General features: G+C 55.0%; 24 protein-coding genes. 15 read left to right on the plus strand and 9 right to left on the minus strand.

The genetic code is table 11. From position 1 onward, the window contains the following. From H7U12_RS22100 to H7U12_RS22110, 3 genes are all read left to right on the plus strand, one after another. Nucleotides 1-728, plus strand: a 728-nt coding sequence (locus H7U12_RS22100) for an inositol-3-phosphate synthase (RefSeq protein WP_186639419.1), incomplete at its 5' end; no start/stop codon positions are given. A gap of 175 nt (nt 729-903) precedes the next feature. Then, a complete protein-coding gene (locus tag H7U12_RS22105) occupies nt 904-1,299 on the plus strand; it encodes a GtrA family protein (protein ID WP_186642100.1) in 396 nt (131 codons plus the stop codon). Between the two features lie 19 nt (nt 1,300-1,318). Next, on the plus strand, nt 1,319-2,101 hold the full coding sequence (locus tag H7U12_RS22110; RefSeq protein WP_241749639.1) for a CDP-alcohol phosphatidyltransferase family protein: 783 nt from the start codon (nt 1,319-1,321) through the stop codon (nt 2,099-2,101). Between the two features lie 80 nt (nt 2,102-2,181). On the opposite strand, the gene H7U12_RS22115 is transcribed toward H7U12_RS22110, so the two are convergent. The 7 genes from H7U12_RS22115 to H7U12_RS22145 all read right to left on the minus strand — a co-directional run bounded on the left by H7U12_RS22115 (nt 2,182) and on the right by H7U12_RS22145 (nt 10,065). Then, on the minus strand, nt 2,182-3,168 hold the full coding sequence (locus tag H7U12_RS22115) for an alkaline phosphatase family protein (protein ID WP_186642101.1): 987 nt from the start codon (nt 3,166-3,168) through the stop codon (nt 2,182-2,184). A 29-nt stretch (nt 3,169-3,197) separates the two neighbouring features. Then, a complete protein-coding gene (locus H7U12_RS22120; RefSeq protein WP_186642102.1) occupies nt 3,198-4,484 on the minus strand; it encodes an exo-beta-N-acetylmuramidase NamZ family protein in 1,287 nt (428 codons plus the stop codon). A 131-nt stretch (nt 4,485-4,615) separates the two neighbouring features. Beyond that, a complete protein-coding gene (locus H7U12_RS22125) occupies nt 4,616-5,122 on the minus strand; it encodes a GNAT family N-acetyltransferase (protein ID WP_186642103.1) in 507 nt (168 codons plus the stop codon). Nucleotides 5,123-5,441: 319 nt separating this feature from the next. Beyond that, on the minus strand, nt 5,442-7,199 hold the full coding sequence (locus tag H7U12_RS22130; RefSeq protein ID WP_241749641.1) for a glycoside hydrolase family 3 protein: 1,758 nt from the start codon (nt 7,197-7,199) through the stop codon (nt 5,442-5,444). A 333-nt stretch (nt 7,200-7,532) separates the two neighbouring features. Next, nucleotides 7,533-8,324: a dienelactone hydrolase family protein gene (locus H7U12_RS22135; protein ID WP_186642105.1), complete on the minus strand. Its 792-nt coding sequence runs from the start codon at nt 8,322-8,324 to the stop codon at nt 7,533-7,535. A gap of 180 nt (nt 8,325-8,504) precedes the next feature. Then, nucleotides 8,505-9,332 (minus strand): phosphatase PAP2 family protein, encoded by an 828-nt coding sequence (locus H7U12_RS22140; protein ID WP_186642106.1) that lies wholly within the window; start codon nt 9,330-9,332, stop codon nt 8,505-8,507. A gap of 274 nt (nt 9,333-9,606) precedes the next feature. Beyond that, complete coding sequence (locus H7U12_RS22145; protein WP_186642107.1) at nt 9,607-10,065, minus strand: DUF2059 domain-containing protein; 459 nt, start codon at nt 10,063-10,065, stop codon at nt 9,607-9,609. Between the two features lie 161 nt (nt 10,066-10,226). Here H7U12_RS22145 and H7U12_RS22150 point away from each other — a divergent pair, with 161 nt between their 5' ends. The 12 genes from H7U12_RS22150 (at nt 10,227) to H7U12_RS22205 (ending at nt 22,192) form a co-directional block, all read left to right on the plus strand. Next, entirely contained in the window at nt 10,227-10,781 is a 555-nt protein-coding gene (locus H7U12_RS22150) for an NUDIX domain-containing protein (RefSeq protein ID WP_186642108.1), read from the plus strand. 272 nt (nt 10,782-11,053) lie between these two features. Beyond that, nucleotides 11,054-13,303: a GH92 family glycosyl hydrolase gene (locus H7U12_RS22155; protein WP_186642109.1), complete on the plus strand. Its 2,250-nt coding sequence runs from the start codon at nt 11,054-11,056 to the stop codon at nt 13,301-13,303. A 104-nt stretch (nt 13,304-13,407) separates the two neighbouring features. After that, nucleotides 13,408-13,959, plus strand: coding sequence for a hypothetical protein (locus H7U12_RS22160; protein ID WP_186642110.1), 552 nt, complete (start codon nt 13,408-13,410; stop codon nt 13,957-13,959). A 219-nt stretch (nt 13,960-14,178) separates the two neighbouring features. Further along, nucleotides 14,179-15,738 carry a non-homologous end-joining DNA ligase gene (gene ligD / locus H7U12_RS22165; RefSeq protein WP_186642111.1) on the plus strand — a complete coding sequence of 520 codons (1,560 nt, stop codon included), beginning with the start codon at nt 14,179-14,181 and terminating at the stop codon, nt 15,736-15,738. Nucleotides 15,739-15,742: 4 nt separating this feature from the next. Next, entirely contained in the window at nt 15,743-16,765 is a 1,023-nt protein-coding gene (locus H7U12_RS22170; RefSeq protein ID WP_186642112.1) for an SDR family NAD(P)-dependent oxidoreductase, read from the plus strand. A gap of 106 nt (nt 16,766-16,871) precedes the next feature. Further along, nucleotides 16,872-17,213: a cupin domain-containing protein gene (locus tag H7U12_RS22175; protein WP_186642113.1), complete on the plus strand. Its 342-nt coding sequence runs from the start codon at nt 16,872-16,874 to the stop codon at nt 17,211-17,213. Nucleotides 17,214-17,360: 147 nt separating this feature from the next. After that, nucleotides 17,361-17,747 (plus strand): CZB domain-containing protein, encoded by a 387-nt coding sequence (locus H7U12_RS22180; RefSeq protein WP_186642114.1) that lies wholly within the window; start codon nt 17,361-17,363, stop codon nt 17,745-17,747. A 140-nt stretch (nt 17,748-17,887) separates the two neighbouring features. After that, complete coding sequence (locus tag H7U12_RS22185) at nt 17,888-18,139, plus strand: hypothetical protein (RefSeq protein ID WP_186642115.1); 252 nt, start codon at nt 17,888-17,890, stop codon at nt 18,137-18,139. A 223-nt stretch (nt 18,140-18,362) separates the two neighbouring features. Further along, nucleotides 18,363-19,298, plus strand: coding sequence for a M48 family metalloprotease (locus H7U12_RS22190; protein ID WP_241749645.1), 936 nt, complete (start codon nt 18,363-18,365; stop codon nt 19,296-19,298). A 305-nt stretch (nt 19,299-19,603) separates the two neighbouring features. After that, entirely contained in the window at nt 19,604-20,524 is a 921-nt protein-coding gene (locus tag H7U12_RS22195; protein WP_186642116.1) for a M20/M25/M40 family metallo-hydrolase, read from the plus strand. A 346-nt stretch (nt 20,525-20,870) separates the two neighbouring features. Beyond that, nucleotides 20,871-21,278 carry an RlpA-like double-psi beta-barrel domain-containing protein gene (locus tag H7U12_RS22200; protein WP_206683973.1) on the plus strand — a complete coding sequence of 136 codons (408 nt, stop codon included), beginning with the start codon at nt 20,871-20,873 and terminating at the stop codon, nt 21,276-21,278. Nucleotides 21,279-21,511: 233 nt separating this feature from the next. Further along, a complete protein-coding gene (locus H7U12_RS22205; protein ID WP_241749647.1) occupies nt 21,512-22,192 on the plus strand; it encodes a porin family protein in 681 nt (226 codons plus the stop codon). 70 nt (nt 22,193-22,262) lie between these two features. Here H7U12_RS22205 and H7U12_RS22210 read toward each other — a convergent pair whose 3' ends face one another. Together H7U12_RS22210 and H7U12_RS22215 are read right to left on the minus strand one after the other, a co-directional pair. Then, the gene (locus tag H7U12_RS22210) at nt 22,263-22,955 is read right to left on the minus strand and encodes a ferritin-like domain-containing protein (RefSeq protein WP_186642118.1); all 693 of its coding nucleotides are present in this window, start codon (nt 22,953-22,955) and stop codon (nt 22,263-22,265) included. Between the two features lie 362 nt (nt 22,956-23,317). Next, on the minus strand, nt 23,318-23,869 hold the full coding sequence (locus tag H7U12_RS22215) for a hypothetical protein (RefSeq protein WP_186642119.1): 552 nt from the start codon (nt 23,867-23,869) through the stop codon (nt 23,318-23,320). Nucleotides 23,870-24,071 lie beyond the last annotated feature (202 nt).

The raw sequence follows: 24,071 nt of genomic DNA on the forward strand, positions 1-24,071 counted from the left end.
TGATCTACGCCTACGCCGCCATCAAGACGGGCGTTCCCTTCGCCAACGGCGCGCCTAACCTGACGGTGGACATCCCCGCCATCGTGGAATTAGCGAAAGAGCACGGCATCGCGGTCTCGGGCAAGGACTTCAAGACCGGGCAGACGCTGATGAAGACCATCCTGGCCCCAGGTCTGCACGCGCGGGCGCTGGGCGTGAAAGGCTGGTTCTCCTCCAACATCCTGGGCAACCGCGACGGCTACGTGCTGGACCACCCCGAGAACTTCAAGACCAAGGAGGTGAGCAAGCTGAGCGTGCTGGACGAGATCTTCCGCCCCGAGTCCAACCCCGAGCTCTACGGCGACATGTACCACAAGGTGCGCATCAACTACTACCCGCCCCACGGCGACAACAAGGAGAGCTGGGACAACATCGACATCTTCGGCTGGCTGGGCTACCAGATGCAGATCAAGATCAACTTCCTGTGCCGCGACTCCATCCTGGCCGCCCCGCTGGTGCTGGACCTGGCCCTGTTCACCGACCTTGCCCAGCGCGCGGGCATGAGCGGCATCCAGGAGTGGCTGAGCTTCTACTACAAGTCCCCGCAGACCGCGGAGGGACTGGCCCCGGAGCACGACATCTTCAAGCAGCTCATGAAGCTGCAGAACACCCTGCGCCACATGATGGGCGAGGACCTCATCACCCACCTGGGACTCGACTACTACCAGGAACTCGTAGACACCCTGTAGCGCGTACCTAAACTGAAGACACAGACTCATTTCCACTAGCCGCATGAGGTACTCTGCTGATGCCTTTTCTGGCGAAGCGGTGGAAATGGGTCTGTTTTAGGACCTGGACCCAGGAACGCGCCGGTTTTACGCCAACCTTATTTATGAAGCAGTGATTTACGTAAAGAGTTTCTAGATGCTCACCTTTTTAAAGGCACAAGCTGCCTCTGTGGGCGCCACCATCGTTGATTTTTTGGTCACCGTTCTGGCGGTGGAGGTTTTTGGGAGTTGGTACGTGATGGCGGCGGTGCTGGGAACCGCTTCCGGCGGAGTTGCCCATTTCTCTTTAAGCAGGGAATGGGTGTTCCAGGCCGAGGATTCCAGCGTGGTAAGCCAAGCCATCAAATACTTTATCATCTGGAGTGGCAGCCTGTTCCTGAATGCCGCGGGCGTTTTTCTGATCACCCATCACACGGGTATCAGTTACATCATCTCAAAAGTCATCACCTCACTGGTGGTGGGCATGGGCTATAATTACCAGATGCAGAAAAAGTTTGTCTTCAGGAAAAACACGACATCTACATACAGCTAAAACCTTTCACGTAGGGAATATGGAAGCAACTGAGGAAATGAAAGTAGATTCTACTTATAAGAACAAGAAAGCTCCCGGTGAAAAAGCCTGGAAAGTCTTCCTGCAAAAAGGCATCTACACCATTGTGAACCCGTTTGTCAGGTTGCTGATCAGGCTGGGGTTTACGCCCAACGCAGTCACCACCACCGGGTTCATCCTGAACATAGGGGTGGCCATTATCTTTGTGGTAGGCGGGGAAAGCGAGAACCGCAGTGATTTCTCCTATGTGGGCTGGGCCGGTTTCCTGATCATGATGGCCGGCTTGTTTGACATGCTGGACGGGCAGGTGGCGCGCATGGGCAACATGGGCTCCACCTTCGGGGCTTTGTATGACTCGGTGCTGGATCGCTACAGTGAGCTGGTGATGTTTCTGGGGATCTGCTATTACCTCATGTCGCACCACTATTTCCTGAGCTCCCTTTTCGCGTTCGTGGCCATGATCGGGTCCATGATGGTGAGCTACACCCGCGCCCGCGCCGAGGGGTTGGGCGTGGAGTGCAAAGGCGGGTTCTTTCAGCGGCCCGAGCGGGTGGTCTTGATTGCCCTGGCGGGAATGTTCTGCGGCTTGACGGCTTCCATCATCGGGCCAGATTACAGATTGTACATCCCGGGTATTCCGTTCCACGTGTTCGAAACCATGTCGGTGTTCACCATTCCTATCACCATTCTGGCCATCTTCACCAACATCACCGCCTTTACGCGGTTGATGGATGCCCGCAAAGCCCTGGAACTGAAAGAAAGAAACCAGGCGCTGAACCGCTAAAAAGTAGAACGAGTACCTCAGAAACGTTTCGGGCCTGTTTTCTTGAAAACAGGCCCGAAACGTTTTTTGTGCGCGGTATGTCAGTCGGCGTTGACCGGGGTGGTTTTGAAGAGCTCCCGCATCGGCTCGCCGTCACGTTTGGGGAGAGGAACACCCAACAGGTCGGCCATGGTGGCGGCAACATCCACCTGTGAGCGCGGCTTGCTGGCCACGGTCCCGGCCTTCACATCGGGGCCCATTACCAACAGACTGATATGGCGGCATCCCTCGCAGTTGTCTCCGTGGTCCTCAAACCGCTCGCCGGTATGGCGGCCGTGGTCGTTGGTGACCAGCAGCGTGGTGGTGTTTTTATAGCCTGGCTGTTTTTGCAGCCATTTCCATAAATCGGCCACTAAACGGTCGCTCTGCTGGATGGCCTTGATATAGCCGTCCCAGTTGCCTTCATGGGCCTCCGAGTCCGGCTCGCGCAGGTTGATGAGCACCAGTTGGGGTTTGTGCTGGGAGAAGACCTGCTTGGCGATCCGGATGGTGGTGGTATCTGGCCGGTAGCCGGTGCCCAGGCCGTTCTTGCCGCTGCTAGTGGCGGGCGCGAACTGCGCGGCAGAATCGGTGCTGTTGGTGCGGGCCAGAATCTCCAGTTTGTCTTTGCTGGTGATCACCCAGGCCTTGGTTGCGGGCGCGCCTGTGTGTTGGCGATAATAATGAAACACCGAGGGCAGCTCGGGCAGCTCACCTCCGTTGTTCTGGATGCGCTGGTGGTGGCCGGTAGTAAGCGCCACGTGCCCCGGATTGGTCTTGGTCACGCCTTTGTTGTAAAACTGCGGATGGAACACTCCTTTGGGCGCCAGTTCACGGGCCATGCGCGGGATGTTTGCCAAAGAAGAATCGCCCCAGGAATCGGAGTACCGCACGCCGTCAATCACCACCAGCACCACGTTTTTGGTGGCGTACGCGGCGTGGTTGGGTTGTTGGGAAGAGGCCGAAAGAACTGCCGGAGGCGTGGTAGGCGAAGTGGAAAGGCAGGAGCTAAACACCCCCAGGAAAAGCAAAGACAATCGGAAGACCATGTATTCTCTGTTTTGTTTCGTGGGTACTATTACGGATAAAGCAGGTATTTGGCTCTAACTTGTTTGAAATAAGCCAGTTCCTCGGCCCAGGTAGCGAAGATGTCTTTGGGCGAATCGCCGGCCTGCAGGCGCTGACGCGTGACATCGGTTTTCCATAGACCGTCCAGGCGGCTGTTTTTCCACTCCAGTTGGCCAGGGTACAGCGTTTTCAGGGCGTGCAGGATGTAAACCGTGGCCCTCGCCGACTCAAATGTATTCCGGTCCGTAACCACGGCCTGGGCCCCGTAGCAGGTTTGCCCCACGAACTTGGGCGGGTAAATCCGGATGCCGTCCACCAGGCTGTCAGGTTTGAACTGCACGGGTTTAAAGGTGATGCCCGCCAATTTGTAGCTGTTCAGTTGTTTGGCCAGCTTTTCGCCGTTTATCCAGGGCGCGCCAATGAACTCGAAGGGTTGCAGCGTGCCGCGGCCTTCAGAGACGTTGGTGCCTTCCAGAATACAGGTGGCCGGGTAGAGCGTGGCGGTGGTGAGGTTGAGCATGTTGGGCGAGGGCTTGATCCAGGGCAAGCCGGTCTGGTCAAACCACTGGCTCCGGGAATAGTGGCGCATGGGCACCACCAGCAGCTCGGCCTGGGGAAGTTTCTTGGCCAGGCGTTCGCCGTTGAACATGCGGGCCAGCTCGCCTACGGTCATGCCGTGCGTGATGGGCAGAAAATTGGGGTTGAGCACGGGTTGCCCGGCGTTCTTGCCAACGCCGCCGTCTACATAGAGCCCGGTGATGGGGTTAGGCCGGTCCAGGACGATGAGCGTTTTGCCGTTCTCGGCGGCAGCCTCCAGCAGATTCTGCATGGCCATGATGTAGGTGTAGTACCGGGCGCCCACGTCCTGAATATCGAAGAGGATGATGTCCACGTCCTGGAGCATTTCGGGGGTGGGTTTCCGAACTTTGCCGTACAGTGAGATGACCTTGAGGCCGGTTTTCTGGTCCACGGCATCGGCGACGTGCTCATCGGCCTCGCCCCGGATACCGTGCTCCGGACTGAAGAGTTTTACCACTTTCACATCTGAACGCGCGTGCAGCATATCCACCAGATGGCCTTTGTCCGGCATCACGCCGGTGTGGTTGGTGAGAATGGCCACGCGCCGGTTCTGCAGGAAAGGCAGAAACTCCGGGGTCACCAGCCGTTCCACACCAATGACTACCCGTTGCGCCGGGGCGGTGGATTTAGAAGCAGGTTTCTGCCCGAGGGCATGTAATTGACAAGCGATCAGGAAGAGGAAGAAAGACAGGAGACGGTAGGGGAGAGTTGGTTTCATGCGCTCAAGATAGCAAAAGATGAGACGATGCGCCCAGATGATCCGGCTGATTTAGGGCTAGTTTCGGAAAAACAGGCTCAAAACAGAATCGTCAGATTCTAATGGGAAGAAGGACCGGCAGGACTAAAGCGTCAGGTGCTGAACAGGTGCAGCGTTTCTGTACTGCCCGGAAAACAGAACGGATGCTGGTAGGTGAGGCCTATCTTCTCCAGCAGTTTGATTGAGTTCTGGTTCTGGGGCAAGGTGATGGCGGCAATCTTTTCCAAGCCCAGCTGTTTCTGCGCGTAAGCCAAGGTGGCACTGGCTATCTCAAAGCCGTAGCCCAGACCTATATACTCTGGTAAGAAAGCGAACCCAATGTCTGGGGTGTCCAGGTTGTCACGGTTAATGATGCCGCACATGCCTATGGGGCGCTGGTCTTCTTTCCGCTCTACCAAAGACAGCCCGTACCCGAACTGCTCGTAACTTTTAAGCGGCCCGTTACTGAGGTAAAACCTGGCCTGCTCCAGGGTTCTGATGTTCTTGTCGCCTATGTACTGCAGCCAGCCCGGGCTGTTCACCAGTTCCACAATAAAAGGCGCATCCTCCAGGGTGAGTTGTCTTAGGCGTAATCGTTCGGTTTCCAGGATATAGTCCATACTCGGCGAGCCAGATGATTAAGTCTTTACCAACTCAAATCTAAAAGGAAAATGCAAGCAGCGCCTACGTTGTAACTGAACTTGTTTCGTGATGAACAGAACTGACCCAACCTTTAGCCTAGCGCTCTTCGGGATTTGTAATCCCGAAGCAATTAGCAGGGGGATTTATAATCCCCGGCTTCTGCCACTATAAGCGGCAAGGGTGGCGGATTACAAATCCGCCGTTATTCAATTTCGGGATTATAAATCCCGACTAGCCTTGAACTTAACAGCCCTGCGCCTGGATCGGGCTTAGAGGTTCTCCCTGTGGCAAATGGTTCTACAATCCATCGCCGTACTTGAAATTGGCGTTCACCGTGACCGGTAGCTTGCCCTGGGGTTGTATTTCGCCCATGAGCATTCTGGCCGCCGCCGCCTGCACCGCCGGGAGTTGCTGGTAGCCCACCAACAGGGCCGTAGCCTGGTGAATGTCCTCAAACCGGTTCAGGGTGTAGGCATTGTCAAAGAGCACCACCACGCTTCGCTTCTTCCGGATGAGTTCATTGACCAGCGCGCGTTCCTCGGGCGTGAAGCCCAGGTTGTTGCTGGGCCTGATGCTGGGACCATAGATGCTGATGAGTAACAGATCGTACTTGAGCAATTCCTTCCGAAGTTTCTCCTGCTCTTTTTTGGTGCTTTTGCGGGGCAGAAAGAAGTCTTGGGTGGCCAGCTGGGTTTTGATCTGCTTCTGGAAAAATGTGGTTTTATTGCCGCCCACCGCCAGGCTGGCTACTTTCCGGCGCTTTTTCTTTTCCAGCGGAATCATCTTCCGTTTGTTCTGCAGCAGCGTGAGCGAACCCTCAGACAGGCGGCGGAGCATTTCATGGGCGTGCGGCGCGTGCAGGTCACGGTACAGGCTGTCCAGTTCAATGGGTTTGTATTTGTTCAGGCCCACCCAATACTTGGCGGCCAGCACTTTCTTGCAGCGGCGGTCAATCTCTTTCTGGCTTAACCGGCCCTGCCTAATGGCGGCTTTGATAGCATTCAGGGCTTTGGGTACATTGACCAGACGTTCCAGTACATCGTTTCCGGCTTCCAGGGCCATGACCTCGGCCTCGCCGGGCTCAAAATACTTGGTGACGCCTTTCATGACCATGGCATCGGTGAAGATGAGGCCGGCGTAGCGGAGTTCGTTTTTCAGGATGCCCGTCACAATAGGTTTGGAGAGGGTGGCCGGTAAGTTGGCCGTGGAGTCCAGTTTGGGCAGGTGGATGTGGCCCACCATAATGCCACCTACGCCGCTCTGGATCAGGTGCCGGAAAGGGTGCAGTTCCAGAGAATCGAGCCGATTGCGGCCGTACGGGATCACGGGCAGGTCATAATGGGAATCCACCTCGGTGTCGCCGTGGCCAGGAAAGTGCTTGGCCGTGGCGATGATGCCGTTGTCCTGCATGCCCAGCATCTGGGCCAGACTCTTGGAGCTGACATCGTCTTTGTTTTCCCCGAAGGCCCGGTAACTGATGATGGGGTTCTTGGGGTTGTTGTTCACGTCTACCACCGGCGCGAAGTTCAGGTGCATGCCCAGCCGCTTGAACTCAAAGGCCATTTCGGCGCCCATCTGGTAAATGAGGCTGTCGTTGTTGATGGCACCCAGCAGCATGGGCAGCGGGTACTGCATGGCGCTGTCCATGCGCATGCCAATGCCGTTCTCGGCGTCCATGCCAATCCAGAGCGGAATTTTGGAAACAGCCTGCAAGCGGTTGGTCATTCTGGCCTGCCGGATGGGGCCTCCCTGGAAAAAGATGAGGCCGCCTACTTTGTAGCGCCGGATGAGCAGTTTCACGTCTTCCTCGTGCTCGGGTCCCTGGTTGGAGAACACCTCAATCATCATGAGCTGGGTGATGCGTTCGTCGGGCGTCATCCGCCGGAAAACCGAGTCTACCCACTTGTTTTTGCGGTTGAGCGTGGTGATCAGGGCATTGGGGTAGTTGATGGTGTCCTCGGGCGAGATGGGCTCCGGCTTGAACACCACCGTTTCCTCGGCATGCGGATCTTTCTTTTTGCACGCCGAAAAAGCCAGGACGAACAGGAACAGCAAAAGGCTACACGTGAATAAAGAAGGTCTTCGAACAGAAAGTTTGGGCATGTTGAGTAGGCAATTGATACGGTTTCCGGTACCTGTGGGGGAGAGGCAGCTGGATGAGAGCCTTTTCCATACGGTATCTCTCCTCCTGGGTTGACGCAACTGGTGGAACTGGTAGCATGTACGCAAGAGGAGAAGCCCAGGGTTTAGCCCAGCCCTTAAACTATCTGCCCGTTTTAGGCGGCTTTTCCGGAAAAGAGGCTTTAAACGGAACGAGGAAGCTGCTGAAACAAAAAGCCGCCGCCAGAACTTCTTCCGGCGGCGGCTTTTAAGCAAGGTGTTTCCGTTTTAGGCCTTCTTTTTGAAAATCTCGGCGAAAAACTGTTTCATGGCTTCCCAGGAGCGGCGGTCGGCGGCGGCGTTGTAAGCCGCGCCCTTGGTAATGTCGGTACCCGCGTCTGGGTTGGTGAAGGAATGCACCGCGCCGCTGTAGGCGTTGAACTGGTAATCTACCTTGGCATCGTTCATTTCTTTGAAGAAGCCGTCTACCTCAGCTTTGGGCACGAACGGATCAATGGCGCCGTGGGCGACCAGCACTTTGGCCTTGATGTTGGCCGCATCGGCCGGATTGGAAGTACCCAGCCCGCCGTGGAAACTCACCACTCCGGCAAGCTCGGCTCCGCTGCGGGCCAGTTCCAGCACGGTAGTTCCCCCGAAGCAGTAACCGATGGCGGCTACCCGGGCGGGATCTACGTTGGTCTGTTTCTTCAACTGCGTAAGGCCCGCATTGACGCGTTGGCGCAGCAACGGAAGGTTGTTTTTGTATTTACCGGCCTCGGCCCCCATGGCCTCTGGTGTGGTGGGTCTTACTCCCTTGCCGTAAATATCGGCCGCGAAGGCTACGTAGCCCATGCTGGCCAGCTGGTCGCATCTTTTCTTGGTATAGTCGCTGATGCCGTTCCATTCGTGCACCACCAGCACGGCGGGCAATTTGCCTTTCTTGGAGGCGTCATAGGCCAGATAGCCTTCCAGGGTGGTGGTGCCTTCTTTGTATTCCACCAACTGGGATTTGATTTGTTGCGCCTGCGTGGCAACGTGGGCTGCCAGAAAAAGCAGCAAGGCAAAGGTCAGTTTTTTCATACGAGTGCTTAGGTGAAGGTTCAGGGGTTTTCTCTCTTGCTAAGTACGCAAAAAGAAAACCGATGCTGCTGCAAAGGTAGCGACATAGGTTGTGGTAGAACATGCACCTGATTGAAATGTTCCCATCGGCCCGCTTCCCTCGGGGAAACCAGTCCAAACCAGACGGATTTGGCCCGGGTCTTAGAACCGCAGGGAGGCGTTGAGGCCGGTTTGGCCGGGCTGCCAGGCCGGTGAAACAACCCAGCTGGGCTTCTGCCAGTGTTTCTTAACTTTATGGTAACCCCAGTACGTGGCTTTTCCGGTGATGTAGCCCAGGGCGGCACCCGCCAGCACGTCTGAAGCCCAGTGTTTGTTGTCATTGATGCGCGACAAGCCCACCAGCGTAGCCATGCCGTACGCTACTGTGGGAATCCATTTGCTGTCATGGTAGACCGAGGCCAGGGCGGTAGCCGCCGCGAAGGCCGTGGAGGTGTGGGACGAAGGGAAGGAGGTGTTGCGGCCATCGCCATCAGCGCCTTCAAACAAGTGGCTGTCTTCTGTGCTGCTGGGCCGGTGCCGCTGGAAGGTCTTCTTCAGTTTATCGGTGACCAGGGCGTTAAGGTAAAAACTGCCCAGCCCCACTACCGCCGCCTCCCGCATCTTAGGACGTTTGGCCAAGGCGCCCACCGCCAGCATAGAGGCAAAGGTGGCCTGTAACGGCAGGGCAGTGCCCATCGGCTGGATTAGCCGGGCGGTACCGTCAGATACAAACGTGCGGTTCTGTTGGGAGAAATCTTGCACGCGTCTGTCATAATGCTGGTAGGTGGAGATGAAAAGACCCGTCACCGCCAATACCGAGGCCGACTTCAGGAGCAGTTTGTGGTGTTGTTTTACCCACGAGGGCTTAGGGGCCGGTTGCCACCGGAAAGAATCTACAGGAGTTTGCAAGGAATCTGGCTTGACGACCGCCGCAGACACCGTGGCTCTGGTCAGGTAGAGCAATGCCACAAGGAGCAGGATGAAACGCATAGAGGCTTAAAAATCAAAGGGGTAGATACCTGATGAAGTATCTTCTTTTCCTTTTAGTTTCCTGATTTCTGTTTTTAAGCCGAATTCCAGAAACTTTCTTTAAACCAGGGCGCACTCAGGAGTAACCGTTTGTCTCTTAGTCTCTTGATGGGTTGGGCGGGAGCCCAGCTGGAGCTGCGTTTTAGGGCTGATTTTAAGAAAAGGGCCGTAAAACGAAAAAGCCCCTCCGGGTAGGGAAGGGCTTCTGGCTTTACGCGAGAACGGCAGGTTGTCTCTAGTTGTCGCCCTGCATTTTCTGCTGGATGGCTTGCTGCAGTTCCATCATGTGCGGCTCTACTTTGGCTTGGCCAATTTGGGCGCTCTTCATGGTGATGGTAGATTGTTTGGTAGCCAGTTTCTTGCCGGTAGGCGTCTGGTAGAAGGTGTTCATGTCTTTCAGTTCTTTCTCGGTGAACTCGTCCATGTAGAGTTTGATCAGGTCTCCTTTGATGGCGTCCCAGTTCATGTATTTGGAGAAAAAGGACCTTACCTCTAGTTCGGCGGCTTTCATAGCGGGTACCTGCTCCATTTGCATGGTGAGCATCTGCTGGAGGTTGTCGTCAATGGTTTTGGGGCTGCCCATGGTCAGGAGCAACGTTTCGGCCGCTTTGTAGTGGCTGCTTTGGGCCTGTGCCATCGCACTTCCTCCTGAAACCAACAGCAGGATAGCCCAAAGAAAGAATACTTTTTTCATCTGATGAGATTGATTTGTTCCATAGGTACGTAACGGGCCCCAGAATAGCCACTTTCCCGCTAGATTTATTTTGGACAACTCCCGCGGATGAACCGCTGCAGAACGTATGCGTACCAGTGGGGAACAGAGCAAATCAGAAGTTTTCTTAGCTGAACCGTTTTATGAAAATAACCAAGAAGGAAACCGCGTACCAGGGCCATTACCGCCTGCAGGTGTTTACCGTGGAAGACAAAGGAAAAGAGTTTGAACGCGAGGTTTTCCAAACCGGGAAGGCGGCGGCGGCCCTGGTCTATGACACCAAGAAACAGAAGTTCATCTTCGCCAAGCAGTTCAGGCCAGCGGTGGAGCAGGACATGGTGGAAGCCGTGGCCGGCATGCTGGACAGCGAAGACGAAAAGCCCGACACCGCCATCACCCGCGAGATTGAGGAGGAGATTGGCTACGCCGTAGACCACTTGCAGCCGATCTATGAGTTCTATCCCTCGCCAGGCGCTTTCTCCGAGAAGATCTACCTGTTTTACGCCGAGGTAAGCAAGCAGGTAAGCGAAGGCGGCGGCAAGGACGATGAAAACGAAAGCATCAAAACGCTGGAACTAACCGCCCAGGAACTCACCAAGCACACCTTTATAGACGGCAAAACCCTGCTGGCCGTGGAATGGGCCAAAGCCAACCTGCTGCCCAAGCTGCTGGAGAAGAAAAGCGGCGGCAAAAAGTAAGCTGGCACGCCTCGCCTGGTCTAAGGCTACACCCGTCTTTGGGTAACTGGAGCCACGTGCGTTTTGAGCCACTTTTCCAGAAAAAGGCTTAAAAACGATAAAACATCAGAAGGGCCGTGCGTCTACTCACCAAGGGTAGGCGCACGGCCCTTCGTGGTGGAGTGGTGAGAAGGTAAATATTTCGGTGGGACGTTTGCCAATGCCAGTGCTTTTGCTCTATTTTAGAAGCATCGGGCCGGGTTGGTTCCTGGCTTCTGCCACCTGAGTTTCCCATGACCAAAAGCTACTTTTTCCGTTGCGTCCTCCTGTTAGGAGCACTCGTGTCCAGTTGTGTTTTCCGGAAGGCGGCCTCGCCCCAAGAACAAGCTTTGGCGAATAAGGTGAATCCGTTCATCGGGACCGGCGGACACGGGCATACCTATCCGGGAGCGGTCATGCCCTTCGGGATGGTGCAGCTCTCGCCCGACAACGGCACCCAGGGTTGGGACTGGTGCTCGGGCTACCATTACTCAGACAGCCTGATTGCCGGGTTCAGCCACACCCATTTAAGCGGCACCGGCATCGGTGACCTGTGCGATATCTCGGTGATGCCGTATTACGCCGGTGCCGTGGAGAAAAAGGCGCGGCAGAAGTTCAGCCATCAGCAGGAAACCGCCACGCCAGGCCTGTACACTGTCACGCTGGAGAACAAGATCAAGGTAGCCTTGACAGCCACGGAGCGGGTGGGCTTCCACCAGTACACTTTTCCCAAAGACTCCGTGAAAGCGATCAGCCTTGACCTGGGCTTCGCCATCAACTGGGACAAACCCACCGAAACCAAGATCACGCTGGTGAACGATACGCTGGTCACTGGCTACCGCAAATCCACGGGCTGGGCCAACCAGCAGTGGGTCTATTTTGCGGCCGTTTTCTCAGAACCGGTGCAAAAGCAGGTCTTGAAGCGCAACGGACAATCGGTGGCCGGCAAGGAAGTTGCCGCCGAGAAAGCTCTGGCGGCCTTCTATTTCGCCCCCGGCGAAAAGCCATTGCTGCTGAAAGTGTCCATCTCCAGCGCCAGCGTAGACGGCGCGCTGCAGAACCTGAAAGTCGAAATCCCCGCTTGGGACTTCCAGCGGGTGGCGACCAGCGGCAAAGCGAAGTGGGAAGGGGAGTTGCAGAAGATTCAGGCTTCTTTCGTGCATCCGGCCATGGACACGGTCTTTTACTCGGCGCTGTACCACTCCTTCGTGGCGCCGTCTTTATTCTCCGATGTCAAAGGCCAGTACAAAGGCCACCGAGACACGGTGCGTACCGCTAACTTCAACCGCTATACCGTTTTCTCGCTCTGGGACACGTTCCGGGCGGCGCACCCGCTGTACACCATCACTCAGCCCAACCGGATGCCCGATTTCCTGAATTCCCTCATGCGTTCTTACCAGGAGCTGGGGCTGCTGCCGGTCTGGGAGCTGTCGGGCAACGAAACCAACACCATGACGGGCTACCACGCGGTGCCCGTGCTCGCCGATGCCCTCCTGAAAGGCTATCTTCCGGAAAAAGCGGAGGAAATGTACCAGGCCATGGTGGCCAGCGCGTCGCAGAACATCCGGGGCACGGACTTCTACCGCACCTACGGCTACATTCCCGCCGACAAAGACGGGTTCTCGGTGACTAAAACGTTGGAGTATGCGTTTGATGACTGGTGCATTGCCCAGGTAGCCAAAAAGCTGGGAAAACAAACCGATTACCAGAAATACCGCCAACGGGCACTTTCCTATCAGCCGCTCTTCGATGCCAAGACCCTCTTCATGCGCGGCAAGAACGCCGATGGCCACTGGAAAGAACCTTTTGATCCCTTTTACTCGGAGCACGGCGACAAGGGAACGTACATTGAGGGCACCGCTTGGCAGCACAGTTGGTTTGTGCCCCATGACGTGCAGGGCCTCATCAATCTGTTTGGGTCAGAGCAGCGGTTTGTGCAACACCTGGACTCCACGTTCAACGTCACCTCCCAAATGACCGGTGAAAACGTATCGCCGGATATCTCGGGCCTCATCGGGCAGTACGCGCACGGCAATGAACCCAGCCACCACATCGCGTACCTCTACAACTACGCCGGCCAGCCCTGGAAAACGCAGGCGCGGGTGCGCCAGATCATGGACCAGCTATACCGCAACCACCCCGATGGCCTGTCTGGCAACGAGGACTGCGGCCAGATGTCGGCGTGGTATGTGTTCAGCGCGCTGGGTTTCTATCCCGTGAATCCATCGGACGGAAATTATGTGCTGGGAAGTCCTTTGGTCACGCAGGCCCGCATCCAAGTAGAAAAGAACAAGGTTTTTGAAATCTCCGCAGAAAACAACAGTGCGCAGAACATCTATGTGCAGCAGGTGTTTCTGGACGGCAAGCCATTGACGCGCTCCTACATCACGCACGCCGAGCTCATGCAGGGCGGAACCTTGAAATTTGTGATGGGCCCGCAACCCAACAAGACCTGGGGAACCAGCCCGCAGGCTTATCCGCCGTCCATGTCTGAGAAGAAGTAAGCGAGCGCCCAGAGCGTAAACTTCCCCCGGAAATTAACTCTCCCGGCTCCGAGCCGTAAACAGGTACACAAGTTTGTTACACTAACTTAAAACCTGACGAGACTATGGAAGAGCAAAATAAGAACCAGGGAACGCCTCAGCAAGAAGGATCTGGAAGCAACAACAGCCAGGACGGAAATCGCGGAGACGGGGTATTTGCCGATCATAACTATGGTACCAAAGCCGAAGGGGGCAACACCGCCAACTATGACGCTGACGGCAACCTGGACATCAACGACACCGGCGGTCGCATTGACGACGGCCAGGCCCACGATGACCGAAACGGCGGCGGCGATGTCTTAGGCCGGCAAGGTGGCGGTTACGGCGAGCGAACCCAAGAATTGGGCAAACACGCCTCCGGTGACAAAAACCAGACGAAACACGACGCTGAAAGCGACAAAGACACCGGGTACGGAACCCACGCCGGTGGTCTGAGTGACAGCCACAGCGGCTTCAAAGGAAACCACAACGGCAACGACGGTACCGGCGGCGGACGCAGCAGCGGACATGCCGGCCACGGCGGAGACCCAGAGGATGAGAAATACTCGTCCAACAAAGGCGGGAAAGACCAAAACAACGATCCTGACGTAGCGGGCCGCGGTGCCCGGACGAACTAATCAGCGTTGTAACCCAGCAGAAAGCCTGTCTCTTCAATCAAGAGACAGGCTTTCTGTTTTCAGGCCGTTTTCGGGAAAACGGGCGCAAAGCCTGCTGGTCAGGGCATGCACCGCAGAACGGCTTTCCTGCGTAGAAGAGCAAGACATTCCCCCGGCAAGGCAAAGCCGTTTTAAGCCTGCTTTCCTGAAAACACCCGCTAAACAAACGAACCTCCGCCTATGAGCCTCCTAGAATACAACCAGAAGCGCCATTTCAACCAAACCCCTGAACCCGAAGGCAAAGAAACCAAAGGCAAAGGAAGCTTGCGGTTTGTCGTGCATCGGCACCAGGCCTCTAAACTGCACTATGATTTCCGGCTGGAGCTGGACGGTGTTCTCAAGAGCTGGGCCGTGCCCAAAGGTCCGTCGCTGAACCCCAAAGACAAACGCCTGGCCGTGGCCGTAGAAGATCATCCCCTCAGTTATCGCACCTTTGAAGGCGACATCCCCGAAGGAAATTACGGTGCCGGGCACGTGGACATCTGGGACGAAGGAACATTTCACGCGGTAAGCACCACCACCCGCGCCGAAGGGGAGCAGCAGATGCTGCAGGAACTTGAGGCCGGGAGCCTGCACTTTGTGCTGGAAGGCCAAAAACTGCGCGGCGAGTTCACCCTCGTGAAGATGAAAGGTCGGCAGGAAGACGCGTGGCTGCTCCTCAAAAAGCAAGACGATTTCGCCACCGAGGATTCCTATGATGCCGAGGATTTCGTGCAGGATTCGGGTAAGAAAAAAGCAAAACCCGCCGCGCCTAAAGCCTCCAAACAGTTGGCTAAACCTGATGCCCAGAAAACTGCTAAAATCCCGAAAACGGCCCCAAAACGGAAAACCGACGAAGAAACGGTGATGCTGGAACTGGACGGACAGCAGGTTCCTGTCTCGCACCCCGAGAAACTCTACTGGCCCGAGGACGGCATCACCAAGAGAGACCTGGTGCTCTATTACCAGTCCATGGCCGAGGTGCTGCTGCCCTACCTTCAAGACCGTCCTGAATCTTTGCTGCGCCACCCCAACGGCATTACCAAGCCCGGTTTCTTCCAGAAAGATGCCGGTGACCACGCCCCAGATTGGGTGCAGACCACGACTATTCCCGCGGAGTCAACGGGCAAGGACGTGGAGTACATCGTCTGTCAGGACAAGGCCACGCTGGCGTACCTGAACAACCTGGGCTGCATTCAACTCAATCCCTGGAACTCGCGGCTGCCACACCTGGAGAAACCCGATTACCTGGTGCTGGACCTGGACCCCGGCGAGAACACCTATGACGAGGTGGTGGAAACGGCCTTGGTTGCCAAGCAGCTCCTGGACGAGCTGGAGATCCCGGTGTACGCCAAGACTTCCGGGGCCACGGGCATGCACCTCTACGTGCCGCTGGAGGCAAAATGGCCGTTTGAGCAGGTGAAAGAATTGGCTTATGCGCTGGCCCAGCGGGTGCACGAGCAACTGCCGGAACTCACCAGCCTGGAGCGCAGCCCCAAGGAACGCCGGAACCAGATTTACATTGACTTCCTGCAAAACGCCATCGGGCAGACCATTGCCGCGCCCTATTGCGTGCGCCCCAGGGCGGGAGCCACCGTTTCCACGCCACTTCAATGGAAAGAAGTCAAAACCGGATTGCACCCTTCGCAGTTTACCATAAAGAACGTGCCGCAGCGGGTGCAGAAACTGGGCGATATTTTCCGACCGGTGCTGGGCGAAGGCATTGACGTGGCGGCGTATCTCAAAAAACTGAAAAAATAAGATCATGCAACAAAAGACCAAAACTTCACTTTTACTGGCCGGGGCAGGCGTGGGTGCCTTGCTCGCCCTGCGTTCCTACTCGCGCCGCAAAAAGGAATTCTCCTTTAAAGACCGCACCGTCCTGATTACCGGCGGCAGCCGCGGCCTGGGGCTGGTGCTGGCCCGCATGTTCGCCGAGCAGGGCGCCAACATTGCCATCTGTTCGCGCACGCAGCACCAGCTGGATGCCGCCCGCGAAGAACTGGAAGCCGGCGGGGCCAACGTGCTGGCCTTCAATTGTGACGTAAGCGACCAGGGGCAGGTGAAAACTATGATCCAGGAGATCAAAGACCAGTGGGGCCCCGTGGAGGTGCTCATCAACAATGCCGGCATCATTGCCGCCGGCCCTTTGGAGGAGATGCGGCTGGAAGACTTTGAGGAAGCCATGAAAGTGCATTACTGGGCCTCTTTGTACACCATGCTGGAAGTGATCCCTGACATGAAATCCCGCGGCGAAGGCCGGATCGTGAACATCGCGTCTATTGGCGGAAAAGTGAGCGTGCCGCACCTGGTGCCTTACAGCGGCAGCAAATTCGCGCTGGTGGGCATGTCAGAAGGGTTCCGGTCTGAGTTGTTGAAAGACGGCATCTACGTGACCACCATCAACCCGGGGCTCATGCGTACCGGCAGTGCCCGCAACGCGTTTGTGAAAGGACAGACCGAGAAGGAGTACACCGCTTTTGCGTTGCTGGATGCCAACCCCATGATCTCCCTGGCCGCTGACAGCGCAGCCCGCAAGATTGTGGATGCCTGCCGTTACGGCGAGGCCGAAGTCACGCTGGGCTTCAACGCCAAGTTCATCAGTACGCTGCACGGCCTCTTCCCCGGCACCACCGCTGATCTGATGGGGCTGGTGAACCTGTTTTTGCCCGGCCCCGGCGGAATCGGGCAGGAAAGAGTACGCGGCTATGAAAGCGAAACGGAACTCACGCAATCACCTTTGAACGCGCCCAACCAGAAAGCGGCCCGGGAGAACAACGAACTCTAATCGGGAGAAAGAGCGAGCAGGCTGGAGGAATCCTGAGATTTCTGCCTGTGCAAAGTCTTTTTCTATCACGATACCGTACATCTTATTTCATGTAAACCAACTAACTATGAGCGATACCACTGTCACCAAAATAGACGGGGCCTTTTCCCCCAAGGGCGAAGACGGAGAGAAATACCTGGCTTCGGGCAAAACCGTGTCCATGCGACTCTGGGAGAAAGAACAGCCCGGCGAGGCCAAACCCGAAGTGCGCCGTGAGTACGAAACCGTGGGCTACGTGATCTCCGGCCGCGCCGAACTGCTGGTGGAAGGGCAGACCGTGATTCTGGAGCCCGGCAACTCGTACGTGGTGCCCAAAGGCGCCTCCCACACCTACCGCATTCTGGAAGAATTCACCTCCGTGGAAGCCACCGCCCCGCCCGCCCAAGTGAGAGGCCGTGACGAAGGCTGATAATCTCTGGGAGATTGTTTAGCTTTGCGGCTGCTTAAGGCCGGTTTGTTCCAGCTTTAAGCAGCCGGTTCTACTGAACCCAAAGCAGCAGGACCCCATCAGGTGCATTGTCTGGCCGGTAGGTCTGGATCATCCTTGGATAAAACTATGAACATAAACGAGCAGGACAATTATTTTGAGAGCATAGGTAGGCTTGATTTTGAGCAGGCCCGCATCAAGCACGTCCTGTTCAAATCCAAACTGCGGGCCCTGCTCTACGGGGCAGCCATTGACACCGAACCAGTCCTTTCCACCACCGATTGCTCTTTGGGCAAGTGGATCTATGACGTGGCCATTCCGCGCATCGGGCATTTGCTCGAAGTAAAAGAGCTGGAAAAGGTCCATGATCAAATGCATGTAATTGCCCGCCGTCTGTGGCAACTGTACCAGCAAGGACGTCAGGAGGAGGCGTTGACGCAACTGTCCCAGATAGACCAAACTGCCGAGCGGCTCCTGCACCTGCTGGACCAGATCGAACGCAAAGCGGTCAGCTGATTTTTACTTCGTAGTGATGCGGGAAAGCCGGAAGGCTCGGTTCCCGGTCTTAATAGGGAAGAACCTTTTGCCCTGGCTTTAGTACAAGAAGACAGACCCGACGCAGAATCGGGGAGATGTTCCACTAACGCGAAGCAAACATGCCAGATAAAGTAAATAACCCCGGCCCCGAAGAAACCAATAACTCCGCTAACCACATGGAGCAAGGCAAACAGTCAGAGCACCAGCGTCAAGACGTCAGTGACAATGACAGTTACCGTAGGTCCATGACCGGCTATGACTCCACCAAGCAGGATGAGAACTTCTCGGGCACGGAGAAAGCCGGCGGCGGCAACACCATAGACGAGCGTGACCCGAATGACGGCGACGCCAACCAGGAAAACAACTACTAAGTAGCACACAAAAAAGCCTTCAGCAATCCTTCTGAAGGCTTTTTTGTGCCTTCCTCGGAACTAAAAAAATATTTTCACATCCTCCCGCCAAAGGATCGTTTAAGGGCTGTTTTCGCTAAAACTGGCAGAAAACTTGCTATTAGATAGATACGCAATGATTTGACTACTTTCACGTTGAATCAAAGGGCGTGTTCTTCTGTTCTAAGACTACATGGAAAAGCATATGAAAAAGGTTCTTTTATCAGTACTTACCGGTCTGTTTCTGACCGGTGCCTCGGTGGCGACACCGGCTGTGGCTGAAACGAAGGGAGGAGCTGCTACGGCATATGCAGCGCCTGCCGCGGTAGGAGCCAGAGATATCATCACTGAAATTATTGACGTGGTAGGGCTGAAGCCTCGGTTTGAGGTGCGCGCGGCCAACGTTCCTAACGCTGCGGCCGTGATTATGAACGGCAAGCGCTATATTCTGTACAACGAGAACTTCGTGAGCTCGCTGAACAACGCGCTCAGAACCGACTGGGCGGGCGTGAGCATTCTGGCCCACGAGATTGGGCACCACCTGAACGGGCACACTCTTACGCAGGGCGGCAGCAACCAGCAGGATGAACTGGAGGCTGATGAGTTCTCTGGGTTTGTGCTCCGCAAAATGGGCGCGAGTTTAAGCGAGGCTCAGGCCGCCATCAAAGCCCTGGCCGAGGAAGAGGATTCGTACACGCACCCGGGCAAAAGCTCCCGCCTGACCGCCATCAGCAAAGGCTGGCGCAATGCCCAGGAGCAGATTCTGGCCAGTGCCAAAGCCGGTACGCCAAATCGTACCGTAGCCGGAGTTAGCCGCCCCATCACGTCTCCTGAGGCCATGGCGACCACCACTACCGTCCGACGTACTTCATCCACTGCCTCCAAAATGGCCGGTCAGAAGATCCTGCGTCAGGTGAAGTTGCAAAGCGCACCGCAGGAGCGTATTTACGTGACTACGTCCTATAACCTGGTGCGCGAGACTTCAGATGGCCTGGAAGTGATTGGCAAGCTGCAGAAAACCAAAAGCGCCCGTTTCCCTTACGTCCTGGAGAGCCGTTACTTCTCCTACCTGTTCGTGAGCACCGACGGGATGCTGTTGAATGAAGCCGGCCAACGCGTAGGCGTGCTGACCACTACTTAAGTTATAGAAACTACAATATGTATCACCGGCACCTTCTCCCCAGAGGGTGCCGGTTTTGTTTTTACTCCAACTGACCTTGCATTTTAGGCTTGTTTTCAGGAAATCGGGCCTAAAACGCAAGGTCTGCTTTGCCGGCTTTTTCTGGTCTATCCTCCCGCCTTAACGGTCTGCTTTCCTGTAGAAGCCTCTGTTTACCTGGCTTGAGCCGAGGTTTGTTTTGCATCGATTTTCAGAAAACAGCCCAAAAACCAGGGGCAGGGGAGGGCACCGGTACAAGATGTGTTTTTTTGCCGTACCTTTTAGTCATGAACCGTTTCCCTCTACTGCGTGGCCTTTTTCTGGCCTCTCTGGGCGTGAGCGCCCTCAGCTTTTCTTCCTGCGCCCAGGAACTTTCCAAGCCCAACCAGACCCTGAAAGACGTGGAGATTCTGGCCTCCGATTCTCTGGGCGGACGTTTGCCTAACACGCCGGGGCACGCCAAGGCGCAGCAGTACCTGGTGCAGCGGTTCAAAAGCATCGGCCTGAAACCAGTAGGCGACCAGTACCAGCACGCGTTCACGTTTACCCAGCGCAATTCCACCACCCAACAGCCCGGCGTGAATCTGGTGGGCATGATTCCGGGTAAATCAGAGAAGGTGATCGTGATCTCGGCCCATTATGACCACGTGGGTACCCGCAACGGCAAAGTTTTCAACGGTGCCGATGATGATGCCTCGGGCATTGGCGCCATTCTGTCCATCGCCACGCAGTTCCAGAAGCAGAAACCGCAGCATACGTTGGTGTTTGTGGCCTTTGATGCTGAGGAGCAGGGCCTGCAAGGTTCTAAGGCGTTTGTGGCCAACCTGCCGTTCGCCAAGGAGCGCATCCTGCTCAACGTGAACCTGGACATGGTGAGCATCTCTGAGAAAAACGAGCTGTACGCCTCCGGCTTGTACCACTATCCGGCCTTTAAACCATTGCTGGAGCAGGTGAAAGTACCCCAGGGGCTGAACCTGCGCTTTGGCCACGACCGCCCGGAGCAAGGCCACGATGACTGGACCCGGCAGTCAGACCACGGCAGTTTCCATGCCGCCAAGATTCCGTTTATCTATTTCGGGGTGGAGGACCATCCGCACTACCACCAGGAGACCGATGAGTTCAAGAACATTCACCCCACCTTCTACCTGAAAGCCGTTGAAACCATTACGCAGGCGGTGCAGGTGCTGGACAAGCAGTTGTCTCTGTAACGTACTCGTTCTGAGAAACTTCTCAGCTTAACATATAAAACCGTTTTTGACTCATTTGATGAAAATGCGTCAAAAACGGTTTTTTTGTTTACCAGCTATTTACATGCTTTACATCCAATACAATAAGTTTTGGCATATAATGTGCTAAGCTGCCTTCGAAAAGCTATAATTGTACTAATTAAAGAAAGACAACCCTGTAAAATATAAACCGTTTAAGACCTAGTACCTAAAACGATGTTTCACCAACAACGAAAACATGGTCAAGAATCAAACGTATGGACTCTTTCTTCTAATTATTTTACCGTTTCTGAAAGAAATTTCAGGATCAACCACGCCGGCCCCTGCCATGCCGGCCATTGAGCACCACCCGGTGGTCATGCCAACGGCGGCCAAAGCACCAGTAGAGGAGGCGGAAAACACGCTGCACATCAAGGTAGATGCCTCGGTGTACTATCCGGTGCCCGAACAAACCGATGAGGACCCCTTCATCACCGCCGACGGTTCCAAGATAAACGAGAAAAACCCGCGGCAGCACCGGTGGCTGGCCCTCTCCCGGAACCTGTTAACCCGGTGGGGCGGCAAAATAGAATACGGTGACTCCGTGAAGGTGGAAGGAATCTCTCCCAGATTGGATGGCGTTTACGTGGTCCGCGATGCCATGCACCGCCGGATCAAGAACCGGGTAGATATTCTGGTGGGCCCAGATGATAAAATCATGGGCTATTGGGAAGACGTGAAACTCATCAAACTGTAGAAAATACATTAGCTAAAACAGCAAGGCCCCGTCTCACCAGAGACGGGGCCTTGCTGTTTTAAGGGCAAAATTGAAAAATATTGCAGAATGACTTGATTGGTAATCAAGTAGTTGTGATTTGGTGGAAGGGTGTTTGCTTTTTAAACGATCAGGAGAAGCGTGGTTTTGGCACGGTTTTTCCATTTAGACAGATACAAGCCTGATGAGTGGCTTTCCTTGAAAATACAAGCAACATGAAAAAGATAATACTGATAGCAGTGGTTCTGATGGCAGGGCTCCTGAACGAAAGCTTCGCCCAAGATGGCGGCGGGGTGCGGGTTGGTATCAAAGGTGGTTACAGCGTGGCGGGCTGGCAGGGCGAGACCGTGAAAAGTTTCGGTGACCTGCTGGATTACACCAATGGCAATGTGCAGACCAGAATGCGGCAGGGCTTCCACGCCGGGATGTACCTGAGCATTCCGATAGCCCCGGGAATTGAGTTTGAGCCCGGCGTGCAGTACTCCCAGAAAGGGATGGTGTTGGAAGGACGCGTACCCGGCGATGCCTTGGAATTTGCCAACGCCAAAGTGACCCTCACCAACAAAGCCGAATACATTGACGTGCCGTTACTGGCCAAACTGTACGTGGGCAGCGGGTTCAATCTATTTGCCGGTCCGCAGGTATCGTTCCTGGTGTCTAACAAAGTGAACGTGAATGCCGGAGCCTTCGGGTTCTCTGCTTACAACGATGATTTTGAGTGGCAGAACAGCCAACGGAAAGTGGATCTGGGTATGTCGGCGGGAGCCGGGTACCAGTTCCAGAATGGGTTAAACATGAGCGGCAGCTATGACATGGGCTTCACCACCATAGATGACAACGCCAGTTACAAATCTTACAACCACGGGTTCAAAGCCTCGCTTGGTTACAGATTCTAAAGAGTTTTAAGTTGTAGTGAATGTGTTATAGGATGAGGAAAAACGGCGGACATTGTCCGCCGTTTTTTTGTTATCTATTGGCTTGGTTTTTCTTTTTGCCAGTGCTTTTTCCGTTCGTGCCCAGGGTTCCTTTGGTGAGGTTGGACACACCGGCCATCAAACGATCCGTAGGGATTCTCTTGGTGATCAGGCCGTAGATAAGCGCGGCGCCGGCAGCACCAGCGGCCACATACAAGGCGGTTCTCCAGGTACTGTTGGGGGTGGAGGTAACGGCGGTGGCGGCTACCAGGCCGCTTGGGGCCTCTTCTTCATAACCCGCTGCTTCCCAAAGCTGGTGCAGATAGGTTAACACATCGGTAGAGGCTTCTCTCTGACGTAAAAGAATGCCTCTGATTTCGGCGGGAAGCTCGTGGTCCAGGGCATCACGGTAGGCTTTCTGGGCCCATTCCTCGCCGTAGATGCAGGAGCCCAGAATGGCCTCTTCGCTGCCACCGGCAATAGTTGCTTTAAAATCCATCCACTGGCGGTACAGTTTTCCTTTAGCAGTGGTGTCCCGCTGCGGGCTTCCGCCGTGTTGTTGGATCACTTGGTTCAGTTCATTTGCAAAAGCCAGGCGTTGCTGTGAAAAACGGCGGTACGCATCTTGCCGAAGTGAATCAGTGCTTTCCTTGGCGGCACGCTCGTAGCCTTCCAGGCCATCATGGACAAATTCGTTCAGTTCCTGCAGAACCTCTACGACTCTTTGTTTCTCGTTAGTTGACATACGTTCGGTTATGGTTTATGAACTTTTATGAACGTGAACTGCCGCGCCAGGTTTAGGAAATATCATCATACTCCTATATCGGGATAAATGAGCGTATCTCTACCTGCGTTTTTGAGCTGTTTTACCATAAACAAGCCCAAAGAGCATCAGGAGGAATAGAGGTGCCGTTTGCCGATTACAGTCAAGGAACGCAAAGATCTACTGCGTTCCAGTTCGGCCGTTTGTCAGCAGGTTTTTTTAGGCGGAGGACCGAATAAAGAATCCATATCAGTCGTCATTCACTGGAATCGTTCTGATGCCATACGGTAAGGTGTCGTTTTAAGGTCGATTTTCGGAAAACAGCCTTAAAACAGGTGAGCCGGTTAGGCTACGTCAAATTGGGCGGGCAGGTCAAAGGATAGTTGGCGGCGCTTGCTTCGGCCGTTCAGATCAGACAGGAAGCTGTTCAGCTGGTCCTGGTACTCCAGGTGATAGTCTTCGTGCAGGTGCTTTTTGATGAGTGTCATGGTGCGCAGCACCAGGCGGGCCGTGGCCACATAAAAACCCTTGTAGATGCTATCGAACTGGCCGGTGAAGTTGTCGAAGATGAGGGTGAGCAGGTACAGATGCAGCTCAACTTCGCCCTTGTGGTCTTTGGTGATGCGCTGAAAACGGGCGATTTCCTGGGTGGCTTTCTTGAGTCCGCGGTTCAGGGCCTTGCTCAATGACCTTCCGGAGACGGTGAACAGGATGTCATGGATGGTTTCTGAACTGCGCTCAAAAAGTGTTTCCAGCGTGACTTCGTCCAGCAGTTCAAAGGCCAGGGTATCATACGCCTCGGCGTCTTTGCGCACCAACCTGAGAATCAAAGCTTCCTTCTCTTTCTCACTTAATTTTTTCAACGCCTGCTTGAAGTCAGCGGAAGGTACGGGCATAGGGATGGCTAAGATGATGAAAACACGTCTTTGGAAGCACGCCAAGGCTTACGCTTCTAACGCTTTCAAAATTACAGGTTTGTGCTGGCAAATAAAAAGCTAGCTAGATCAACCTTGAATCGTTTTGGAGCCGTTTTTACCAAAGAAGCTTTAAAACGGAAATGACAGAGTTTGAGCTTTCCACAGGAGATAAGCTACAAGT

The sequence above is a fragment of the Rufibacter sediminis genome, assembly GCF_014269285.1.
GTDB lineage: Bacteria > Bacteroidota > Bacteroidia > Cytophagales > Hymenobacteraceae > Nibribacter > Nibribacter sediminis.

Bases quoted from the DNA above. Each gene is read 5' to 3' on its own strand.
- H7U12_RS22105 (WP_186642100.1), top strand. From the start codon at position 904: ATGCTCACCTTTTTAAAGGCACAAGCTGCCTCTGTGGGCGCCACCATC.
- H7U12_RS22110 (WP_241749639.1), top strand. From the start codon at position 1,319: ATGGAAGCAACTGAGGAAATGAAAGTAGATTCTACTTATAAGAACAAG.
- H7U12_RS22115 (WP_186642101.1), bottom strand. From the start codon at position 3,168: ATGGTCTTCCGATTGTCTTTGCTTTTCCTGGGGGTGTTTAGCTCCTGC.
- H7U12_RS22120 (WP_186642102.1), bottom strand. From the start codon at position 4,484: ATGAAACCAACTCTCCCCTACCGTCTCCTGTCTTTCTTCCTCTTCCTG.
- H7U12_RS22125 (WP_186642103.1), bottom strand. From the start codon at position 5,122: ATGGACTATATCCTGGAAACCGAACGATTACGCCTAAGACAACTCACC.
- H7U12_RS22135 (WP_186642105.1), bottom strand. From the start codon at position 8,324: ATGAAAAAACTGACCTTTGCCTTGCTGCTTTTTCTGGCAGCCCACGTT.
- H7U12_RS22140 (WP_186642106.1), bottom strand. From the start codon at position 9,332: ATGCGTTTCATCCTGCTCCTTGTGGCATTGCTCTACCTGACCAGAGCC.
- H7U12_RS22145 (WP_186642107.1), bottom strand. From the start codon at position 10,065: ATGAAAAAAGTATTCTTTCTTTGGGCTATCCTGCTGTTGGTTTCAGGA.
- H7U12_RS22150 (WP_186642108.1), top strand. From the start codon at position 10,227: ATGAAAATAACCAAGAAGGAAACCGCGTACCAGGGCCATTACCGCCTG.
- H7U12_RS22155 (WP_186642109.1), top strand. From the start codon at position 11,054: ATGACCAAAAGCTACTTTTTCCGTTGCGTCCTCCTGTTAGGAGCACTC.
- H7U12_RS22160 (WP_186642110.1), top strand. From the start codon at position 13,408: ATGGAAGAGCAAAATAAGAACCAGGGAACGCCTCAGCAAGAAGGATCT.
- ligD (WP_186642111.1), top strand. From the start codon at position 14,179: ATGAGCCTCCTAGAATACAACCAGAAGCGCCATTTCAACCAAACCCCT.
- H7U12_RS22170 (WP_186642112.1), top strand. From the start codon at position 15,743: ATGCAACAAAAGACCAAAACTTCACTTTTACTGGCCGGGGCAGGCGTG.
- H7U12_RS22175 (WP_186642113.1), top strand. From the start codon at position 16,872: ATGAGCGATACCACTGTCACCAAAATAGACGGGGCCTTTTCCCCCAAG.
- H7U12_RS22180 (WP_186642114.1), top strand. From the start codon at position 17,361: ATGAACATAAACGAGCAGGACAATTATTTTGAGAGCATAGGTAGGCTT.
- H7U12_RS22185 (WP_186642115.1), top strand. From the start codon at position 17,888: ATGCCAGATAAAGTAAATAACCCCGGCCCCGAAGAAACCAATAACTCC.
- H7U12_RS22190 (WP_241749645.1), top strand. From the start codon at position 18,363: ATGAAAAAGGTTCTTTTATCAGTACTTACCGGTCTGTTTCTGACCGGT.
- H7U12_RS22195 (WP_186642116.1), top strand. From the start codon at position 19,604: ATGAACCGTTTCCCTCTACTGCGTGGCCTTTTTCTGGCCTCTCTGGGC.
- H7U12_RS22200 (WP_206683973.1), top strand. From the start codon at position 20,871: ATGCCGGCCATTGAGCACCACCCGGTGGTCATGCCAACGGCGGCCAAA.
- H7U12_RS22205 (WP_241749647.1), top strand. From the start codon at position 21,512: ATGAAAAAGATAATACTGATAGCAGTGGTTCTGATGGCAGGGCTCCTG.
- H7U12_RS22210 (WP_186642118.1), bottom strand. From the start codon at position 22,955: ATGTCAACTAACGAGAAACAAAGAGTCGTAGAGGTTCTGCAGGAACTG.
- H7U12_RS22215 (WP_186642119.1), bottom strand. From the start codon at position 23,869: ATGCCCGTACCTTCCGCTGACTTCAAGCAGGCGTTGAAAAAATTAAGT.